This is a genomic window from Streptomyces sp. S4.7 (genome assembly GCF_010384365.1).
In the GTDB taxonomy this organism is placed as follows: domain Bacteria; phylum Actinomycetota; class Actinomycetes; order Streptomycetales; family Streptomycetaceae; genus Streptomyces.
The window spans coordinates 4,056,006-4,069,905 of the sequence record NZ_CP048397.1 but is presented as its reverse complement, the minus strand read 5'-3'; the positions used below and the strand labels follow the sequence as shown (position 1 = coordinate 4,069,905).

Here is a 13,900-nt window from a genome sequence, read left to right as displayed (position 1 = left end):
GCGCAGCCTTCCGCACCCCCCGCAAGTTCGGCGAGGTCGGACGCCCGGCCGGGGTTTCCCGGCCGGGCGTCTTTTCGAGCCGCCGGTGACAGCCGCGCCGGCGTGGTCCTCAGTCCGGTGTCAGGTCAGATCGTCGGGGTGTCGTCGACGACCTCCTTGTGCGGTTCGACGATGAACTTCCAGCCGTCGCTGGGCTCCAGGAATCGCACTCGGGTCGGGTAGATGTCCAGGGCGCGGCGGTCGCGCTGGCTGCTCGCGTTCTTGCGGCCGCGGGCCGGCTCCTCGAACAGGTCGACCTTGACGTCCGGTACCGCGACGACTTCTTCGCTCCAGCGCTGGACGATTCCCGCGCCGAAGGCGTCACGGGCGGCGGCGTAGAGCGAATCCAGGGATTCCATGTTTCCGTCGGGAACGAAGAGGGCGAGATTCAGGAGGACGCCCGCGCTCTGGAGAACCTCGATTTCCTCCCCCGCCTTGTCGGCAATCCAGATCCCGCGCTCTTCGGCGTTGTCCGGGAGGACGTGGATTTCCCGGCCGAAGGAGGTCCTCGCGGTGAAGGATCCGCCCTCGAAATTCTTACCCGGCTCCGTGAGGAAAGCCGGGGCGTAGCAGTCGAGAGGAAGGCCATCCATCTCTGCCGAGACGAAGATGCCGTCCTGGAGGCCCAACTCCGCAACCTCTTCGGCCTTAAGACGTCGAGCCGTGACCTTCTCGGTATTCACGCCATTCCCCTTTTTTCGTGGCGTCCTGTGAATTCAATGGAACTCTATCACGGAAACGGTCAACCATCCCCCGTTACACCTGACTTGACGGTCGCGACAGTGCTGGTCAGACCCCGTGGGCAATTTATTCCGGTAGCCCGTTTCGGCGGAGTTCTCTGTTACCAATTCGGCTGCGAAGTGAAATTGGAGCGGACTTAGCCGAATGCCCAACGACAGGTCAGGGTGCCGCGTCCGCGCGTCGCGCGGTCGTGTCGAGGAGTTCCGGGAGGTCCTTGAGCCGGTCGAGGCCCTTGACCGCGCGGGCCATGCGGTGGTTGGCCGCCAGGCGGTCGCGGTGGCGGTGCAGGAAGGCCCAGTAGCCGGCCGTGTAAGGGCAGGCGCGGTCGCCTGTGCGGTCGGTGGGGCGGTAGGCGCAGGGGCCGCAGAGATCGCTCATCCGGTGGATGTAGGCGCCGCCGGAGGTGTAGGGCTTGGTGGTCATGAGGCCGCCGTCGGCGTACTGGGACATGCCGACGACGTTGGGGAGCATCACCCAGTCGTAGCCGTCGACGAAGCAGCGGTGGAACCAGTCGGTGACGGCCGCCGGGTCCCAGCCGTCCTGGAGGGCGCGGCTGCCGAGCACCATCAGGCGCGGGATGTGGTGGGTCCAGCCGGTGTCCCGCACCTGGGCGAGCACGGAGGACAGGCAGTTGGCGGTGACGGCGTCGGCGTCCAGGTCGAGGAACCAGTCGGGCAGCGGGGCCTTGTGGCGCAGCGCGTTGCGGTGGCGGTAGTCCTCGCCGAAGTGCCAGTAGAGATGCCAGACGTACTCGCGCCAGCCGGCGATCTGCCGGACGAAACCCTCGACGCTGTTGAGGGGCGCGTCGCCGGCGCGGTGGGCCCGCTCGGCGCGTTCCACGCATTCGGCCGGGTCGAGGAGTCCGAGGTTCAGGGGCGCGGACAGCAGACTGTGGCTCATCACGGGGTCGGCCGCGAGCATGGCGTCCTCGTGGCTGCCGAAGTCCGGCAGCCGGTGGGTGATGAAGTGCCGCAGCGCGGACAGCGCTTCGCGCCGGGTGGCGGGAAAGTGTCGGGGGCCGTCACGGCCGACGAAGGAGACGGAGCCGTCGCGTTCCCAGCGGTCGAGGTCGTGGCGGACCTCTTCGTCGATCGCGTCCTCACGCGGCTGCCAGGGGCGAGGGACGTCGAGCGTCTCCTGTCCGCGCGGCGGGGGTTCGCGGTTGTCGCGGTCGAGGTTCCACCGCCCGCCGACGGGCTCGTCCCCGTCCATGAGCAGGTCGTGCTGCCCGCGAACCCAGCGGTAGAAGCCTTCCAGCCGCAGACCTTGTCCGTCGCCGCGGCCGGCCCAGCCCGCGAAGTCGTCGTGGCTGACCAGGAAGCCCTTCGCCGGCAGGACCTCGACGCCCTCGCGCGCCCGGACGAACTCCAGTGCCCGGCGCGAGGTGGGGTGGCAGACCGTCAGCCGGCCGCCCGCGCCCCCGTCGTGCGTGGCCGGGCGGGAGGACGGGTGGCCGAGGGCCGTCTCCAGGCCCTCGGCGTACGTCTCGGCCCGGACGTACGTGACCCGGTCGCCGAGCTCGGCGGCGCGGTGCCGCATCGCCGAGAGCACCAGATGGGCTTTGGCCCGGTGGAAGCGGCGCCGGCGCAGCACCGAGCGCGCCTCGATCATGATCAGCGGTGCCCTGGCGTCGGGGCCGCCGTGACGCGGGTCGACGAAACGCGGACCGAGTTGGTCCCCGAACAGCCAGTGGGGGCGTGGCGTCATGGGTCTGCCTCTCGCGGTCGCGTCCCCGCGCGGGGGTGGCGACGAGGTGCCCGACCGATGCTGTCAGCCGCCGCCCGTACCCGTACGCCGACACTCCGTCGGACCGGCGCGGCGTCGGCGATGCCAGGATTCCGCACTTCAGCGCTTCACCGCTTCACCGCTTCAGCGTGGTGAGGTAGGACGCGAACTTCTCCAGGCCGTCGATGTTCCGCGGGCCGCTGATGCCCTCGTTGTAGTCGAGGACGAAGAACTGGTTCTTCCGCACGGCCGGAAGTTCGCTCGTGCGGGGGGATTTCCTCAGGAAGTCGATCTTCTCCTTCGCGGGCTGGTCGCCGTAGTCGAGGATGATGATCACCTCGGGCGCCGCCCGCGTGACGGCTTCCCAGCTCACCTGGGTCCAGCGCTCGTCGAGGCCGTCGAAGATGTTCCGGGCTCCGGCGGTCTTGATGATGTCGTTGGGCGGGACCTGGCTGCCGGCCGTGAACGGCTGGTCCGTGCCGGAGTCGTAGAGGAACACCGGCAGGGGGTCGGTCTTCGGCGCGGCCGAACCGACCTTGTCCACACGCTCTTTGAGGGCGTCGACGACCTCGGTCGCCCTGTCCTCCACGCGGAAGATCCGGCCGAGCCGTTCGAGGTCGGTGTAGAGGCCGTCGAAGGGGGCCGTCTTCTCGGGGAATCCGGGGTAGTTGTAGCAGCTCTCGGTGTGCATGAAGCTCTGGATGCCGAGTCTGTCGAGAATCTCGGGTGTGATGCCGCGCTGGTCGCTGAAGCCCGAGTTCCAGCCGGCGACGACGAGGTCGGACTTGTGGGAGACGACGAGTTCCTTGTTGAGGAGGTCGTCGCTGAGCATCTTGACCTTGGCGTACTCGGCGGCCCAGGGGGATTCGCTCACCGGCGGGTTGGCCGGGGGCATGACGTAGCCGAGCACGTGGTCGGTCAGGCCGAGGCTGAACAGCTTGTCGGCGCTGCCGCCTTCGTAGGCCACGGCCTTCTTCGGGACGGTGTACGGGACGGACTCGCCGCACCGGCGCACCTTGACCTCGGCGTCTGCCTCGGTGTCGGTCTCGATGTCGGCGCCGCAGCCGCTCAGCAGGACGGCGACGGTCAGCGCGGAGGCGAGCAGGGCGGGGCGGCGTACCGCGGGACGTGGGGACATGGGTCTCTCTCTGTTCATGGGTGCTGTTCACGGGTGCTGTTCACGGGTGGGTCGGGAGTACGTACAGCAGTTGGGGATCGCCGGTGTGCGGGTGGCGTACGACGTCGGCCCGGACGCCGAACACCTCCCGCAGGAGCTCGGCGGTGAGGACCTCCTCGGGGGTGCCCGAGGCGACGAGGCGGCTCTGGGAGAGGACCGCGAGCCGGTCGCAGGCGGCTGCCGCGAGGTTGAGGTCGTGCAGGACGACCAGGACGGTGAGGCCCGATCCGCGCAGCAGGGAGAGCAGTTCGAGCTGGTGACGGATGTCGAGATGGTTGGTGGGCTCGTCCAGGACCAGGATCTGCGGCTCCTGGACCAGGGCGCGGGCCACCAGGACGCGCTGGCGTTCGCCGCCGGAGAGGGTCAGGATTCCGCGGTGGGCGAGATGGCCGATGCCGAGGCGGGCCATGGCGGCGGTCACCAGGTCCCGTTCCCGTTCACCCAGGTTCTGGTTGCCGCGCAGATGCGGGGCCCGGCCGAGGGCGACGACCTCCTCGACGGTGAAGTCGAGGTCCACGGAGCTGTCCTGGGTCATGGCGGCGACGGCCCGCGCGCTCTCGCGCAGCGTCAGTGAGTCGAGGTCGCGCCGGTCGACGAGCACCGTTCCGCCGGTGGGTCTCAGCGCGCGGTAGACGCACCGCAGGGCGGTGGACTTGCCGCTGCCGTTGGGGCCGACGAGTCCGATCACCCGGCCGGTGGCGACGTGCAGGGACAGGTCCCGTACCAGGGTCCTGCCGTCGAGCGCGAACGTCACGCCGTCGAGGGAGAGTTCCATGTCAGCGGCCCCCGAAGAGGTAGCTCTTGCGGCGCATCAGGGTGATGAAGACCGGTACTCCGACGAGCGCGGTGATGACGCCGAGCGGCAGTTCGCGCGGGGCGGCCAGAGTGCGGGCGATCAGGTCGGCCCACACCATGAACACCGCCCCGGCCAGGGGCGCGAGGGCCAGGACCCGGGCGTGTCCGGCGCCGGCCACCAGGCGTACGAGGTGCGGCATGACCAGCCCGACAAAGCTGATCGCGCCGCTGACAGCGACCATGACTCCGGTCAGCAGGGAGGCGAGGACGAGCAGGAACCGCCGGTGCCGGTCGGGGCTGATGCCGAGGCTGACCGCGGTCTCGTCGCCGAGTGCCAGGACGTCCAGGGAACGGCTCTGCCGGTGCAGCACCGCTGTGCCGAGCAGGACGGCCGCGGTCACGACCGGCAGGGCGGCCCAGCTCGCCGCGCCGAAGCTGCCCATCGTCCAGTACAGGACGGTGCTGGTCGCCTCGCCGCTCGGCGCGAGGTAGATGATCACGCTCATCACGGCCTGGAGTCCGAACGAGACGCAGACGCCGGTCAGTACGAGCCGAAGCGGGGACAGCGCGCCGCCGCGCGAGGATGCGGCGTACACCAGGAAGGACGCGAACAGCGCGCCCGCGAACGCCCCGGCCGACACCGCGTGGAGACCGAGCCCCGCGAGGCCTCCGGTGACCGTGACACCGACGGCGCCGACGGAGGCTCCGGAGGAGACGCCGAGGACGAACGGGTCCGCGAGCGCGTTGCGGACCATCGCCTGGACGGCGACGCCGACCGCGCTCAGCCCGGCCCCCACCAGGGCCGCGAGCAGCACGCGCGGGGTGCGGATCTCCCAGATGATCTGGTACGTCGTGATGTCGGCCGCCTCGACGCGGCCTCCGGCCAGCGCCGCCCACAGGAAGCGGGCGGTGTCGGCGGGCGGGACCGGGGCCGGTCCCAGGCTGATGGCGAGTAGTACGGAGCCGGACAGCAGTACGGCGAGGGCCGCGCACATGGCCGCGACGGCGGCGGGACGGTGGAGCCGCCCCGCGACGGTGCCGGCCGGGGGCGCGGCTGCCGGGGTCCGGGAGGTGACCGACTCGGCGGCATCCACCCCTGGGGGCAGGGGAGTCGGCGTGGAGTGACGAGGCGTCAACGGGTCCGCCGTTCACGCGTGGCCACGGGCGCGGGCGCGGGTGCGCGGTTCCAGTTCATCCGGGACCAGGGGTGGGCGAGATCGTCGAGCGTGGCCACGGTGCGCGGGGCGAGGGAGTCGGCCGGCTGCGCCGTGCGGTGGCGGGCGAAGACCGAGTCGGTGTAGCGGTGGCCGGTGTCGGCGGCGATGAAGAGGAAGGTCCGGCCGGGGTCGCGGTTGCGTTCCCACCGTGCGGTGAGATAGGCCGCTCCGGTGGAGAGTCCGGCGAAGACGGCGTACCTGCGCAGCAGGTCGACGCTGCCGGCGAGGGCGGTGCCGAAGCCCAGCCAGTGCAGGGTGTCGTAGAGGGTGTGGTCGACATTGGCGAAGGGGATGGAGCTGCCGATCCCGGCGATGATGATGTCGGGGTCGGGCACGTGCTCGCTGCCGAAGGTGACGCTGCCGAACGGCTGAACTCCGATGAGGCCGACGCCGGGTGAGTGTTCCCGCAGACGGCGGGCGAGTGCCCCGGTCGAGGCGCCGGATCCGACTCCGCCGACCACGGTGAGCGGGCCGGTACCGGTCTCCTCGTGGATACGGTCGGCTACGGCCCGGTAGCCGAGGTAGTGGATGTCGTCGTGGTACTGGCGCATCCAGTGGTACTCGGGGTGCGCGGCGAGGATCTCGTGGATGCGCGCGACCCGGCGCTTCTGGTCGAGCTTCAGGTCGTCGCTGGGGTCCATCTGCTCGAACTCCGCCCCGAGCACGGCGAGTTGCGTACGCAGCGTGTGGTCCACGGTCGTGGAGCCGATGATGTGGCAGCGCATGCCGTAGCGATGGCAGGCCAGGGCGAGGGCGTACGCGTAGATGCCGCTGGAGCTGTCCAGCAGGGTGTCGCCGGGCCGTACGGCGCCGGTGTCGAGCAGGTGCCGGACGGCCGCCGTGGCGGAGACCGCCTTCATGGACTCAAAGCGCAGACAGATGAGCCCTTCGTCCAGGCGTATCAGGTCGGGTCGTCCGATCGCGTCGGCGATGTGCTCGTCCATGGCGGGACTCCTCGCTGGTCGTGAACGGCGTGAGGGGCGTGGTGCGGGTGGAGGGCGTGAGGTGTTCGGCGGACGGGCGGGTCGTGAAGGTCCGGGTCACGGGGATGCCTTCGCGGTCCAGGGCGCCCGCGCAGCGCCGGAGGCGCGCCCCCAGGTCAGTGGCCGCGGGGTCGAAGAGCAGCCCGGCCACGCTGCCGCTGTGAGCGATCTGTACGCCCACCGCCCCCGTCCGCTCGGCCACGCGCGTCAGGCGGTCGAACTCCCGGTGGCGCAGTACCCGTTGGGCGCGCCGGGCGCTTTCGGTACTGACTTTCCCGAGCAGCCGGACATCCCCTTCGGCCACCGCCCGCCGCAGCAGTGAGCGCAGCCGCTCGTAGGCGCGCACGTCGTCGTCGCCGCAGGCCGGGGCCGGGAGGGACAGGGTGTCCACGGGCCGCCCCTCGCCCAGGGTGCAGCCGACCACCACGGCGGGCGGCAGCGCGTCGCCGAGGACTTCGAGGACCCGGCCCTCCCGCTGTGCGAACAGCAGTGGCCGGCCGTCGAGCATCAGAGGATCGGACGCCTGCTCGGCCCGTACCGCGATTCGGGCGACGGTCCGCGACGGCAGCCGCAGCCCGCATGCGTCGGCGACCGCGCGCACCGCGGCGATGACATCGCTGCTGGAGGACCCCATGCCCAGTCCCAGCGGAACGTCGCCGCCGAGCCGCAACTCCAGTTTGCCGAAAGGGACTTGAGGGCGCCGGGCGCGGCATTCCCGCAGGGCGAGGGTCGCGGCGCGCAGTGCCTTCGTGCGGTCGGGCGGGTCGACGGAGTGGCTCCCTGGCGGGGTGCCCGGTCGCAGTACGGCGTCGGCGCGGGTGCCGAGGCCGGTCAGCGGCAGGGTGACGAGGGCGGCGCACCGTCGGCCCCGGGCGTCGAGGAAGACGCCCTGCAGGATCTCGCCGTGGTGGCAACTGGCGTACCCCGTACCGGAGACGGCGGGCTCGGGAGACATACCGGCCCTGCCCGGGGTGCCCGGCCCGGTGCCGCCCGCTCCGGCCGTCACGCCCCGCCCCCGGCGGGCTCGCGGTAGCGGTAGAGCGTGGTCGGCTCCGCGCTGAACTGGGAGAACGGGAACGGCTCGGCGGACAGGGCGGTCACGCCCGAGCCCAGGAAGGCCCGTGCCACCGCGCTGCCCGTCTGGGCGTAGACGATCAGCGGCACGGCGCGTTCGCGGCACCGGGCGAGGACGGTGTCGAAGGAGTTGTTGCCGAGAGTCATTCCGGTGGCGATGACGGCGTCGGATTCGCCCAGCACCGTCTCCGCGCTGTCGCTGACGAGGTCGCCCCACTGGGTCGTGCGGAGATTGAAGTCGCAGAGCAGCGGGCTGCCGCCGCGCTCGCGGATCGCGGCGACCAGCGGATTGACCACGCCGATGAGCCCGACCTTCGCACCGGGTGCGATGTCCAGCAGACCGGCCACGGCCGCGTCGCGGGCCTTCGCCCGGATCTCCGGGGTGCCGGCGGGCAGGGCCACCGGCTCGGCGCGCGACGTCCGGGAATGCGGCTCGGCCTCGGTGAGGTAGGCGTCGAGGGCGGCGATCCGGATCGGCCGGGGAGCATCCCGCAGCAGTACGTCCAGGGGCATCCCGGACGCCTCCCGGCAGACGGCGGGGTCGATCTCACCGGCTTCGAAGGCGCAGGCTCCGAAGGATCCGCCGAGCCTGATGAGTACGTACTGGTTGAGGTAGGTGGTGTCGCCCCCGGCGAGGCGTGTGCCGTGGTGGATCCAGAACGCGCTGGTGGCCGTGAGACCGGCCGGGTCCGGGCCGTGTGCTCCCGCCAGGACGCCGGACATCAGGCCGTCGACGGTGCGGGGGCCGGCGGGGCTCGCGAGGTCGGAGGGACCGGCGGGGCTCGCGGGGGAAGTGGGCGCGGTCATGACCGGGCTCCCCGGGTCAGCCGGAACAGGAAGGTCAGGACGCCGTCCTGCCAGTCGTGCAGATGGTCGATCTCCGCGGTGAACCCCTGGTCCAGGGCGTCACCCACGATCGTGCGCAGGTCGGCGGTGTTGGAGACGACGAGGAAGACCTCACCGCCGTCGGCGAGCAGGTCCCGGTCGCGGATCCGGGTGAAGAACCGCGCCACGAGGGGCGCGCCCGCACAGACGTTGCGCACGACGGCCGGGTCGTCGCTGACCCGTTGGCTGACCGCGGGCGGGTTGAACGTGATGACGTCCAGCCGCACACCCGGCGCCAGGCCGTCGAACATGTCGCCCACGACGGGGACGAAGTCGGTGCCCTCGCGGGCGCCGACGAGCCGCCGGTAGTGGCGGGCGGCGGTCTCCACGCTCTCGGCGTGGATGTCCATCGCGTAGATCTCGCGGGCCCCGCGGACTCCGGCGGCGACGGCCTCGACCCCCAACCCGGCGCCCATGGCACCGTATCGGCGCCCGCGTACCTCGATCCGGCCGTCGAGCAGCCGCTCGTGGATCATCCGGCTGGTCGCGCCCGGCAGGAAGACACCCGGCGGTGCCTCGAAGTCCCAGCCCTCCCAGGTGTAGGCGCGGGTGGTGTGCGGATCGGTCCTCGGCTGGTTGAGCGCGATGATCCGCGCCGCGGGGAGGGGCGGTGGGAGCTGTTCCAGCAGAGCGGGTCCGGTCGCTGTCGGGTCCATCGGGTCCTCCGGTGCGAGAGGGGGCAGATATGGCCGTGCCCCTGGCAGGGAGAGGCGAGCCAGACCGCACTATAACGATAATCATTTTCATCTTGCTACCCTTGAGCAGCCGCGGGCGGCCACGCCGTTCCGTGACTCCGCCGCAGTCCCGTGCGTCACCACGCCCCGCCCCACGGGCACTTGACGGTGGCGGAGCCGTATCAGCCGGCCCCCGATGTCAGGAGCGTCACACCGTGCCGACCGCACCCCGCACGACAGAAATCGCCAAGTCCGCCCCACCGCCCGCGTGTTCCGTACTGCGGGACACCGCGTTCCTGCGGCTGTGGACGGGCGCCACCGCCTCGGGGCTCGCCACTTGGGCCCTGCCGTTCGTGCTCGGCCTCGCCGTACTCGACCGGACGCTGTCACCCGCCGCGCTCGGCCTGCTCCTGGCCGCCCGCACCCTCGGATTCCTCGCGGCGGTCCCCGTGGGCGGGGTGCTGGCGGACCGGCACTCACGGCGCGGAGTCGTCCTGTGGTCAGGGCTCGCGGCCGCGGCCTCCGCACCGCTCCTCGCCGCCGGACTGGGGCGCTCGCTTCCCCTGATGGCGCTCGCCGCCGCGCTCGCCGGAGCCGGGCAGGGCGCCTGCCGGCCCGCCTTCCAGGCGCTCACGGCGGAAGTCGTCGACGACGGACGCAGGCAGCAGGCCAACGCGGCCATGACGCTCTCCGTCCGGGTCAGCACCCTCGCGGGTCCCGCCCTCACCGCTCTGCTCGCGGTCGCCCTCGGCACCGGGGCACTGCTCCTGGGCATCGGGGCACTCTGGCTCGTCGCCGCGCTCACCCCCGGGCGCGGCACCCACGCGCCCGACGGCGGGCCCGACGCCGTACCTTCATCCCGACGCCCGTCGTTCCTGGCGGAGTTCGCGGACGGGGTACGTGAGGCGCGCAGGCACCCCTGGTTCATCGCCACGCTCGCCGCGCTGACCGCCGTCATCGCCACCGGCTACTCCGCGACCGGGGTCGCGCTGCCCCTGGTCAGCAGGGACCGGTACGACACCGGTGTGGTCCTCGCGGCGGCCACCACCGCCTACACCGCCGGAGCCCTCGCCGCCGCGCTGCTCATCGCCCGCTGGCGCCCGCCCTCCCAGGGCTGGGCCGCCCTCGCCGGGCTGGCCGCCTACGGATTCGCGCCGCTGAGCCTTCTCTTCCCGGTGCACCCCGCGGTCGTCGTCGCCGCCTACGCCGTCGCCGGAGTCGGCATCGAACTCTTCAACGTCCCCTGGTTCACCGCCACTCAGCGCGAGGTGGCACCCGACAGACTCGCCCGCGTCTCCTCGCTCGACTTCATGCTGTCGTACGGTCTCGCGCCGGTCGGCCTGGCGCTCATCGCCCCGGCGATCGACGCCTTCGGCCCCCGCGCCGTACTCACCGTCTGCGCGCTGATCTGCTTCGCGGCCCCGGCCGCCGCCGCCCTCGTACCCAGCGCACGCCACTTCTCCTCCCGCCGGGCCCGGGAAGCGGGGGCGCCCTGAGCACCGGGACTGCCCGGTTCCGCGGGCCGGAGAACGCCCGCCCCGATCACCGGGGCCGGAGATTCGCCCGGCGGCCTCTCACGGCAGCCGGGCCCCACCCGGGGCCACGCCACCGGCACGCGGGAGGCGGCACCGGCGAACGGGCCCAGGTGGTCCGGCGGCGGAGCCTGCCCGGACGGCGGCGCTCCGCCCGGCCGCTACTTGCCGCTACTTGCCGCTACTTGCTGACGGCGAAACGCATCAGGGCCTGCTCGTCCCCCTGCTTGATCTTCCCCGTCTCGTTGATCACCTGGAGCTTCCAGCCGGCGCCCTCACGCACCGCCTTGGCCACGACGCACCCGTTGTCGTTGCTGAGCAGGCTCGGCCAGATGTCGGCGACCTGCTGGGTGCTGCCGCCCGTCGCGTCGTACACCTTGAAGCTGATGTTGCGCGCGTTCTGGAAGGAGCTGCGCTTCTTGTACGCGGCGGCTATGAACACGATCGACGTGATGTTGGCCGGTATGCGGGAGAACTCGACGGTGACGGTCTCGTCGTCGCCGTCGCCCTTGCCCGTCTGGTTGTCGCCGCTGTGCAGCAGCGAACCGTTCCCCAGCGGGTCCAGGGAGTCCAGCCCCGCCAGCCGTACCGGATCCGCGCCCTGCACCGCGATCGCGATCAGGTCGAGGTCGGTGCCGGCCTTCTGCCGGAGCTTGCCCAGGACTCCCCCGCTGCTTCCCACGGTCGGGTCCCAGGACACCCCGATGGACAGATGCGTCACCCCGTCCAGGTCGGCGGGACCGTCTTCCTTCGTCAGCGTGATCATGCCTAATCCTTCTGATGGCCGGAATAGTGCGATACCTGAAGTGTGCCTGGTGCGATGCACGCCCGGTCAAGCAGGGCGCGGCCGGTGCCACGGGCATGACGCTCGCACGGACGGGACCTACAGGCGGATGACGACCAGGGCGATGTCGTCGCTGGAGCCTGCCGTGAGGTGGAGGTGTTCCAGGAGCGTGTCGGCCAGAGTCTCCGGACTGACATCGGCGCAGGTGGCGAGCGCGTCGGTGAGCCGGGTCAGGCCCGCGTCGATGTCCTCGCCCCGGCGCTCGATCAGACCGTCGGTGTAGAGGACGAGGGTGTCCCCGACCTCGTAGGTGATGCCGGCCTGGGGGCGGAGTACGTGCTCGACGCGGGCTCCGAGGGGTGGGTCGGTGGCCTTGTCGAGGAGCTCGTAGCTGCCGTCGCGGTGCAGCAGGACCGGCGGTGGGTGGCCGGCGCTGCTGTACATGATGAGGTTGCTGCGGGCGTCCACCATGGCCGTGACGGCGGTCGTGGCCATGGCGCCGTCGAGGGAGCGGGCGTACAGGCCGAGGATCTCCAGAGCCTGGGCGGGGCCGGTGACGGTGCGGCTGACGGCGGAGAGCGCGCTGCGGAGCATGCCCATGACGGTGGCGGCCTCGAGTCCGTGGCCGACCACATCACCCACGGCGACGGCGAACCGGGAATCGGAGAGATCGACCGTGTCGTACCAGTCCCCGCACACATTGAGCGAGCCGATGGCGGGGAGGTAGCGCACGGCGATGTTCGGGTGGCGGGCCAGGTCCGGCGAGTGCAGCATCGCTTCCTGGAGCGTGACCGCCACCTGCCGCTCCCGGCCATGGGCGAGCCGCAGCTCCTCGTTGAGCCGTTGGAGCTTACGGGCACGGGCGTAGAGCTCGGCCTCCATGCCCTCCTCGCGCGAGGTCAGCTCCCCGCCGCCCTGGTTGCGGAAGCGCCGGGAGCGCACGAAGGCGGTGACATCCTCGGCACGGTGAATGATGCATGTCACCTCGCCCTGCGAGTCGACCACCGGGGTGTTCACCGGGGACCACCAGTGCTCCGTGAACCGGCCCGCCCGCCGCGGATCCCGGACGTCGTAGCGCTGAAGCGCCATGGTGTCGGGCTCGCCGCTCGCCAGAACGCGGGCGAACGAGGCGGAGAGGTTCCTGACCCCGTCCGCGTCCGGGTCGTGGGGGTTGTCGGGGAACGCGTCGAAGATGTAGCGGCCGAGAAGCTGGTCCCGGTGGAGGGACGCGACACGCTGATAGGCGGCATTGGCGTCGAGGATCACCAGGTGCGGGTCGAGGATCAGGTAGGGGCTGGGCAGCGCCTGGAACAGAACGGCGTAGTCGATGTCCGGCATGATCGCTCCTGACCTGCCCGCTGCTCCCTTTCCCCCCTCCAAACTAAGGCCCATTCCGCCCGGCCACATCCGCGCCGCGCGAGGCGCGGATGTGGCCGGACGGTGCGGGGTCGATCAGTGCCGGGTGATCAGTAGAGCTTGGCGACGGCGGTGCGGGTGCTGTTACAAAAGGGGCCGACCTCTTCGGAGAGGGTCCGGCCGAGGTGGCTGACCTCCAGGACGGTGACGGTGCGGCCGTCGCGGCCCACGGAGATCAGGTGCGCGTCGGCGGTGCCGGTCTCGGGGTGGGAGGTGTCGACGTTGTAGACGTCGGCGCCCTCCTCGACGGCGATCCCGCCGTGGTAGAACGCCTCGCCGACGGTGCCCGGGTACGCCACCGCGAGCCGGTCGAGGCAGCCCGCGATCCGCTGCTTCAGCTTGGTGGCCAGAGTCTTCGCCTTGGCCTCGGTGGCGGCGACGGTGGTGGTCTGGCGGCCGTTGGTGTCCAGGTCGGTACGGAAGTCCCGGTAGGAGGTGCCCGCCGCCGGGGCGACTCCCTCGGTGCACACGGAGCCGTACTCCGGCAGGCCCTGCTGTACCGCGTCGGCGACCCACGGGGTACTGGCGGCGGGCAGCTGCCCCGCGGAGAGGAACTTCGGCGCCGGGCCGGCCGCGGTGGCGGTGGCGAGTGAGGCGAGGGTCAGGCCCGTCACCGCGGCGGTCAGTACGGCGGTGCGGACCGCGTTCACGTACGACTTCGTGTTCGCCTTCGTGTTCGCGTACGTTCTCACGTTCGTGGTGGTGGTCCCGGTCTTGGTCGTCATGGTCTGGCTCCCCGTCGGCAGTGCTGGTGATCGTGGTCGGCTGAACGATCACCAGCATTGGCGGACCCGCCCTGACCAGGCAAGACACCGCGACAGGGGTGGAACGCCCGGAACCGTTCCACCCCCGCTGACG

At 71.4% G+C, this 13,900-nt stretch carries 13 protein-coding genes; 1 reads left to right on the top strand and 12 read right to left on the bottom strand.

Annotated elements, in window-relative coordinates; genetic code table 11:
• Positions 1–125: 125 nt before the first annotated feature.
• The 9 genes from SSPS47_RS18095 to SSPS47_RS18055 form a co-directional block, all read right to left on the bottom strand.
• Positions 126–722 (bottom strand): hypothetical protein, encoded by a 597-nt coding sequence (locus SSPS47_RS18095; RefSeq protein ID WP_164251998.1) that lies wholly within the window; start codon positions 720–722, stop codon positions 126–128.
• A gap of 217 nt (positions 723–939) precedes the next feature.
• The gene (locus SSPS47_RS18090; protein WP_164251997.1) at positions 940–2,487 is read right to left on the bottom strand and encodes a cryptochrome/photolyase family protein; all 1,548 of its coding nucleotides are present in this window, start codon (positions 2,485–2,487) and stop codon (positions 940–942) included.
• A 154-nt stretch (positions 2,488–2,641) separates the two neighbouring features.
• Positions 2,642–3,643 carry an ABC transporter substrate-binding protein gene (locus SSPS47_RS18085; protein ID WP_239064957.1) on the bottom strand — a complete coding sequence of 334 codons (1,002 nt, stop codon included), beginning with the start codon at positions 3,641–3,643 and terminating at the stop codon, positions 2,642–2,644.
• A 40-nt stretch (positions 3,644–3,683) separates the two neighbouring features.
• Complete coding sequence (locus tag SSPS47_RS18080) at positions 3,684–4,457, bottom strand: ABC transporter ATP-binding protein (RefSeq protein WP_164251995.1); 774 nt, start codon at positions 4,455–4,457, stop codon at positions 3,684–3,686.
• A gap of 1 nt (position 4,458) precedes the next feature.
• Complete coding sequence (locus SSPS47_RS18075) at positions 4,459–5,472, bottom strand: iron ABC transporter permease (RefSeq protein ID WP_164254678.1); 1,014 nt, start codon at positions 5,470–5,472, stop codon at positions 4,459–4,461.
• 137 nt (positions 5,473–5,609) lie between these two features.
• Positions 5,610–6,638: a pyridoxal-phosphate dependent enzyme gene (locus SSPS47_RS18070; RefSeq protein ID WP_164251994.1), complete on the bottom strand. Its 1,029-nt coding sequence runs from the start codon at positions 6,636–6,638 to the stop codon at positions 5,610–5,612.
• The gene (locus SSPS47_RS18065; protein WP_164251993.1) at positions 6,559–7,632 is read right to left on the bottom strand and encodes a GHMP kinase; all 1,074 of its coding nucleotides are present in this window, start codon (positions 7,630–7,632) and stop codon (positions 6,559–6,561) included. Before SSPS47_RS18065 ends, SSPS47_RS18070 begins: the two co-directional genes overlap by 80 nt.
• A 47-nt stretch (positions 7,633–7,679) precedes the next feature.
• Positions 7,680–8,474 carry a DUF364 domain-containing protein gene (locus tag SSPS47_RS18060; protein WP_239065290.1) on the bottom strand — a complete coding sequence of 265 codons (795 nt, stop codon included), beginning with the start codon at positions 8,472–8,474 and terminating at the stop codon, positions 7,680–7,682.
• An 80-nt stretch (positions 8,475–8,554) separates the two neighbouring features.
• A complete protein-coding gene (locus SSPS47_RS18055) occupies positions 8,555–9,292 on the bottom strand; it encodes a methyltransferase (protein ID WP_147873421.1) in 738 nt (245 codons plus the stop codon).
• Positions 9,293–9,552: 260 nt separating this feature from the next.
• On the opposite strand from SSPS47_RS18055, the gene SSPS47_RS18050 reads away from it, so the two are divergent.
• On the top strand, positions 9,553–10,806 hold the full coding sequence (locus SSPS47_RS18050; protein WP_164254675.1) for an MFS transporter: 1,254 nt from the start codon (positions 9,553–9,555) through the stop codon (positions 10,804–10,806).
• A gap of 217 nt (positions 10,807–11,023) precedes the next feature.
• On the opposite strand, the gene SSPS47_RS18045 is transcribed toward SSPS47_RS18050, so the two are convergent.
• From SSPS47_RS18045 to SSPS47_RS18035, 3 genes are all read right to left on the bottom strand, one after another.
• On the bottom strand, positions 11,024–11,608 hold the full coding sequence (locus SSPS47_RS18045; protein ID WP_164251991.1) for a TerD family protein: 585 nt from the start codon (positions 11,606–11,608) through the stop codon (positions 11,024–11,026).
• A gap of 117 nt (positions 11,609–11,725) precedes the next feature.
• Complete coding sequence (locus SSPS47_RS18040; protein WP_164254673.1) at positions 11,726–12,967, bottom strand: SpoIIE family protein phosphatase; 1,242 nt, start codon at positions 12,965–12,967, stop codon at positions 11,726–11,728.
• 125 nt (positions 12,968–13,092) lie between these two features.
• Positions 13,093–13,767, bottom strand: coding sequence for a hypothetical protein (locus SSPS47_RS18035; protein ID WP_239064956.1), 675 nt, complete (start codon positions 13,765–13,767; stop codon positions 13,093–13,095).
• Between the last annotated feature and the right edge of the window lie 133 nt (positions 13,768–13,900).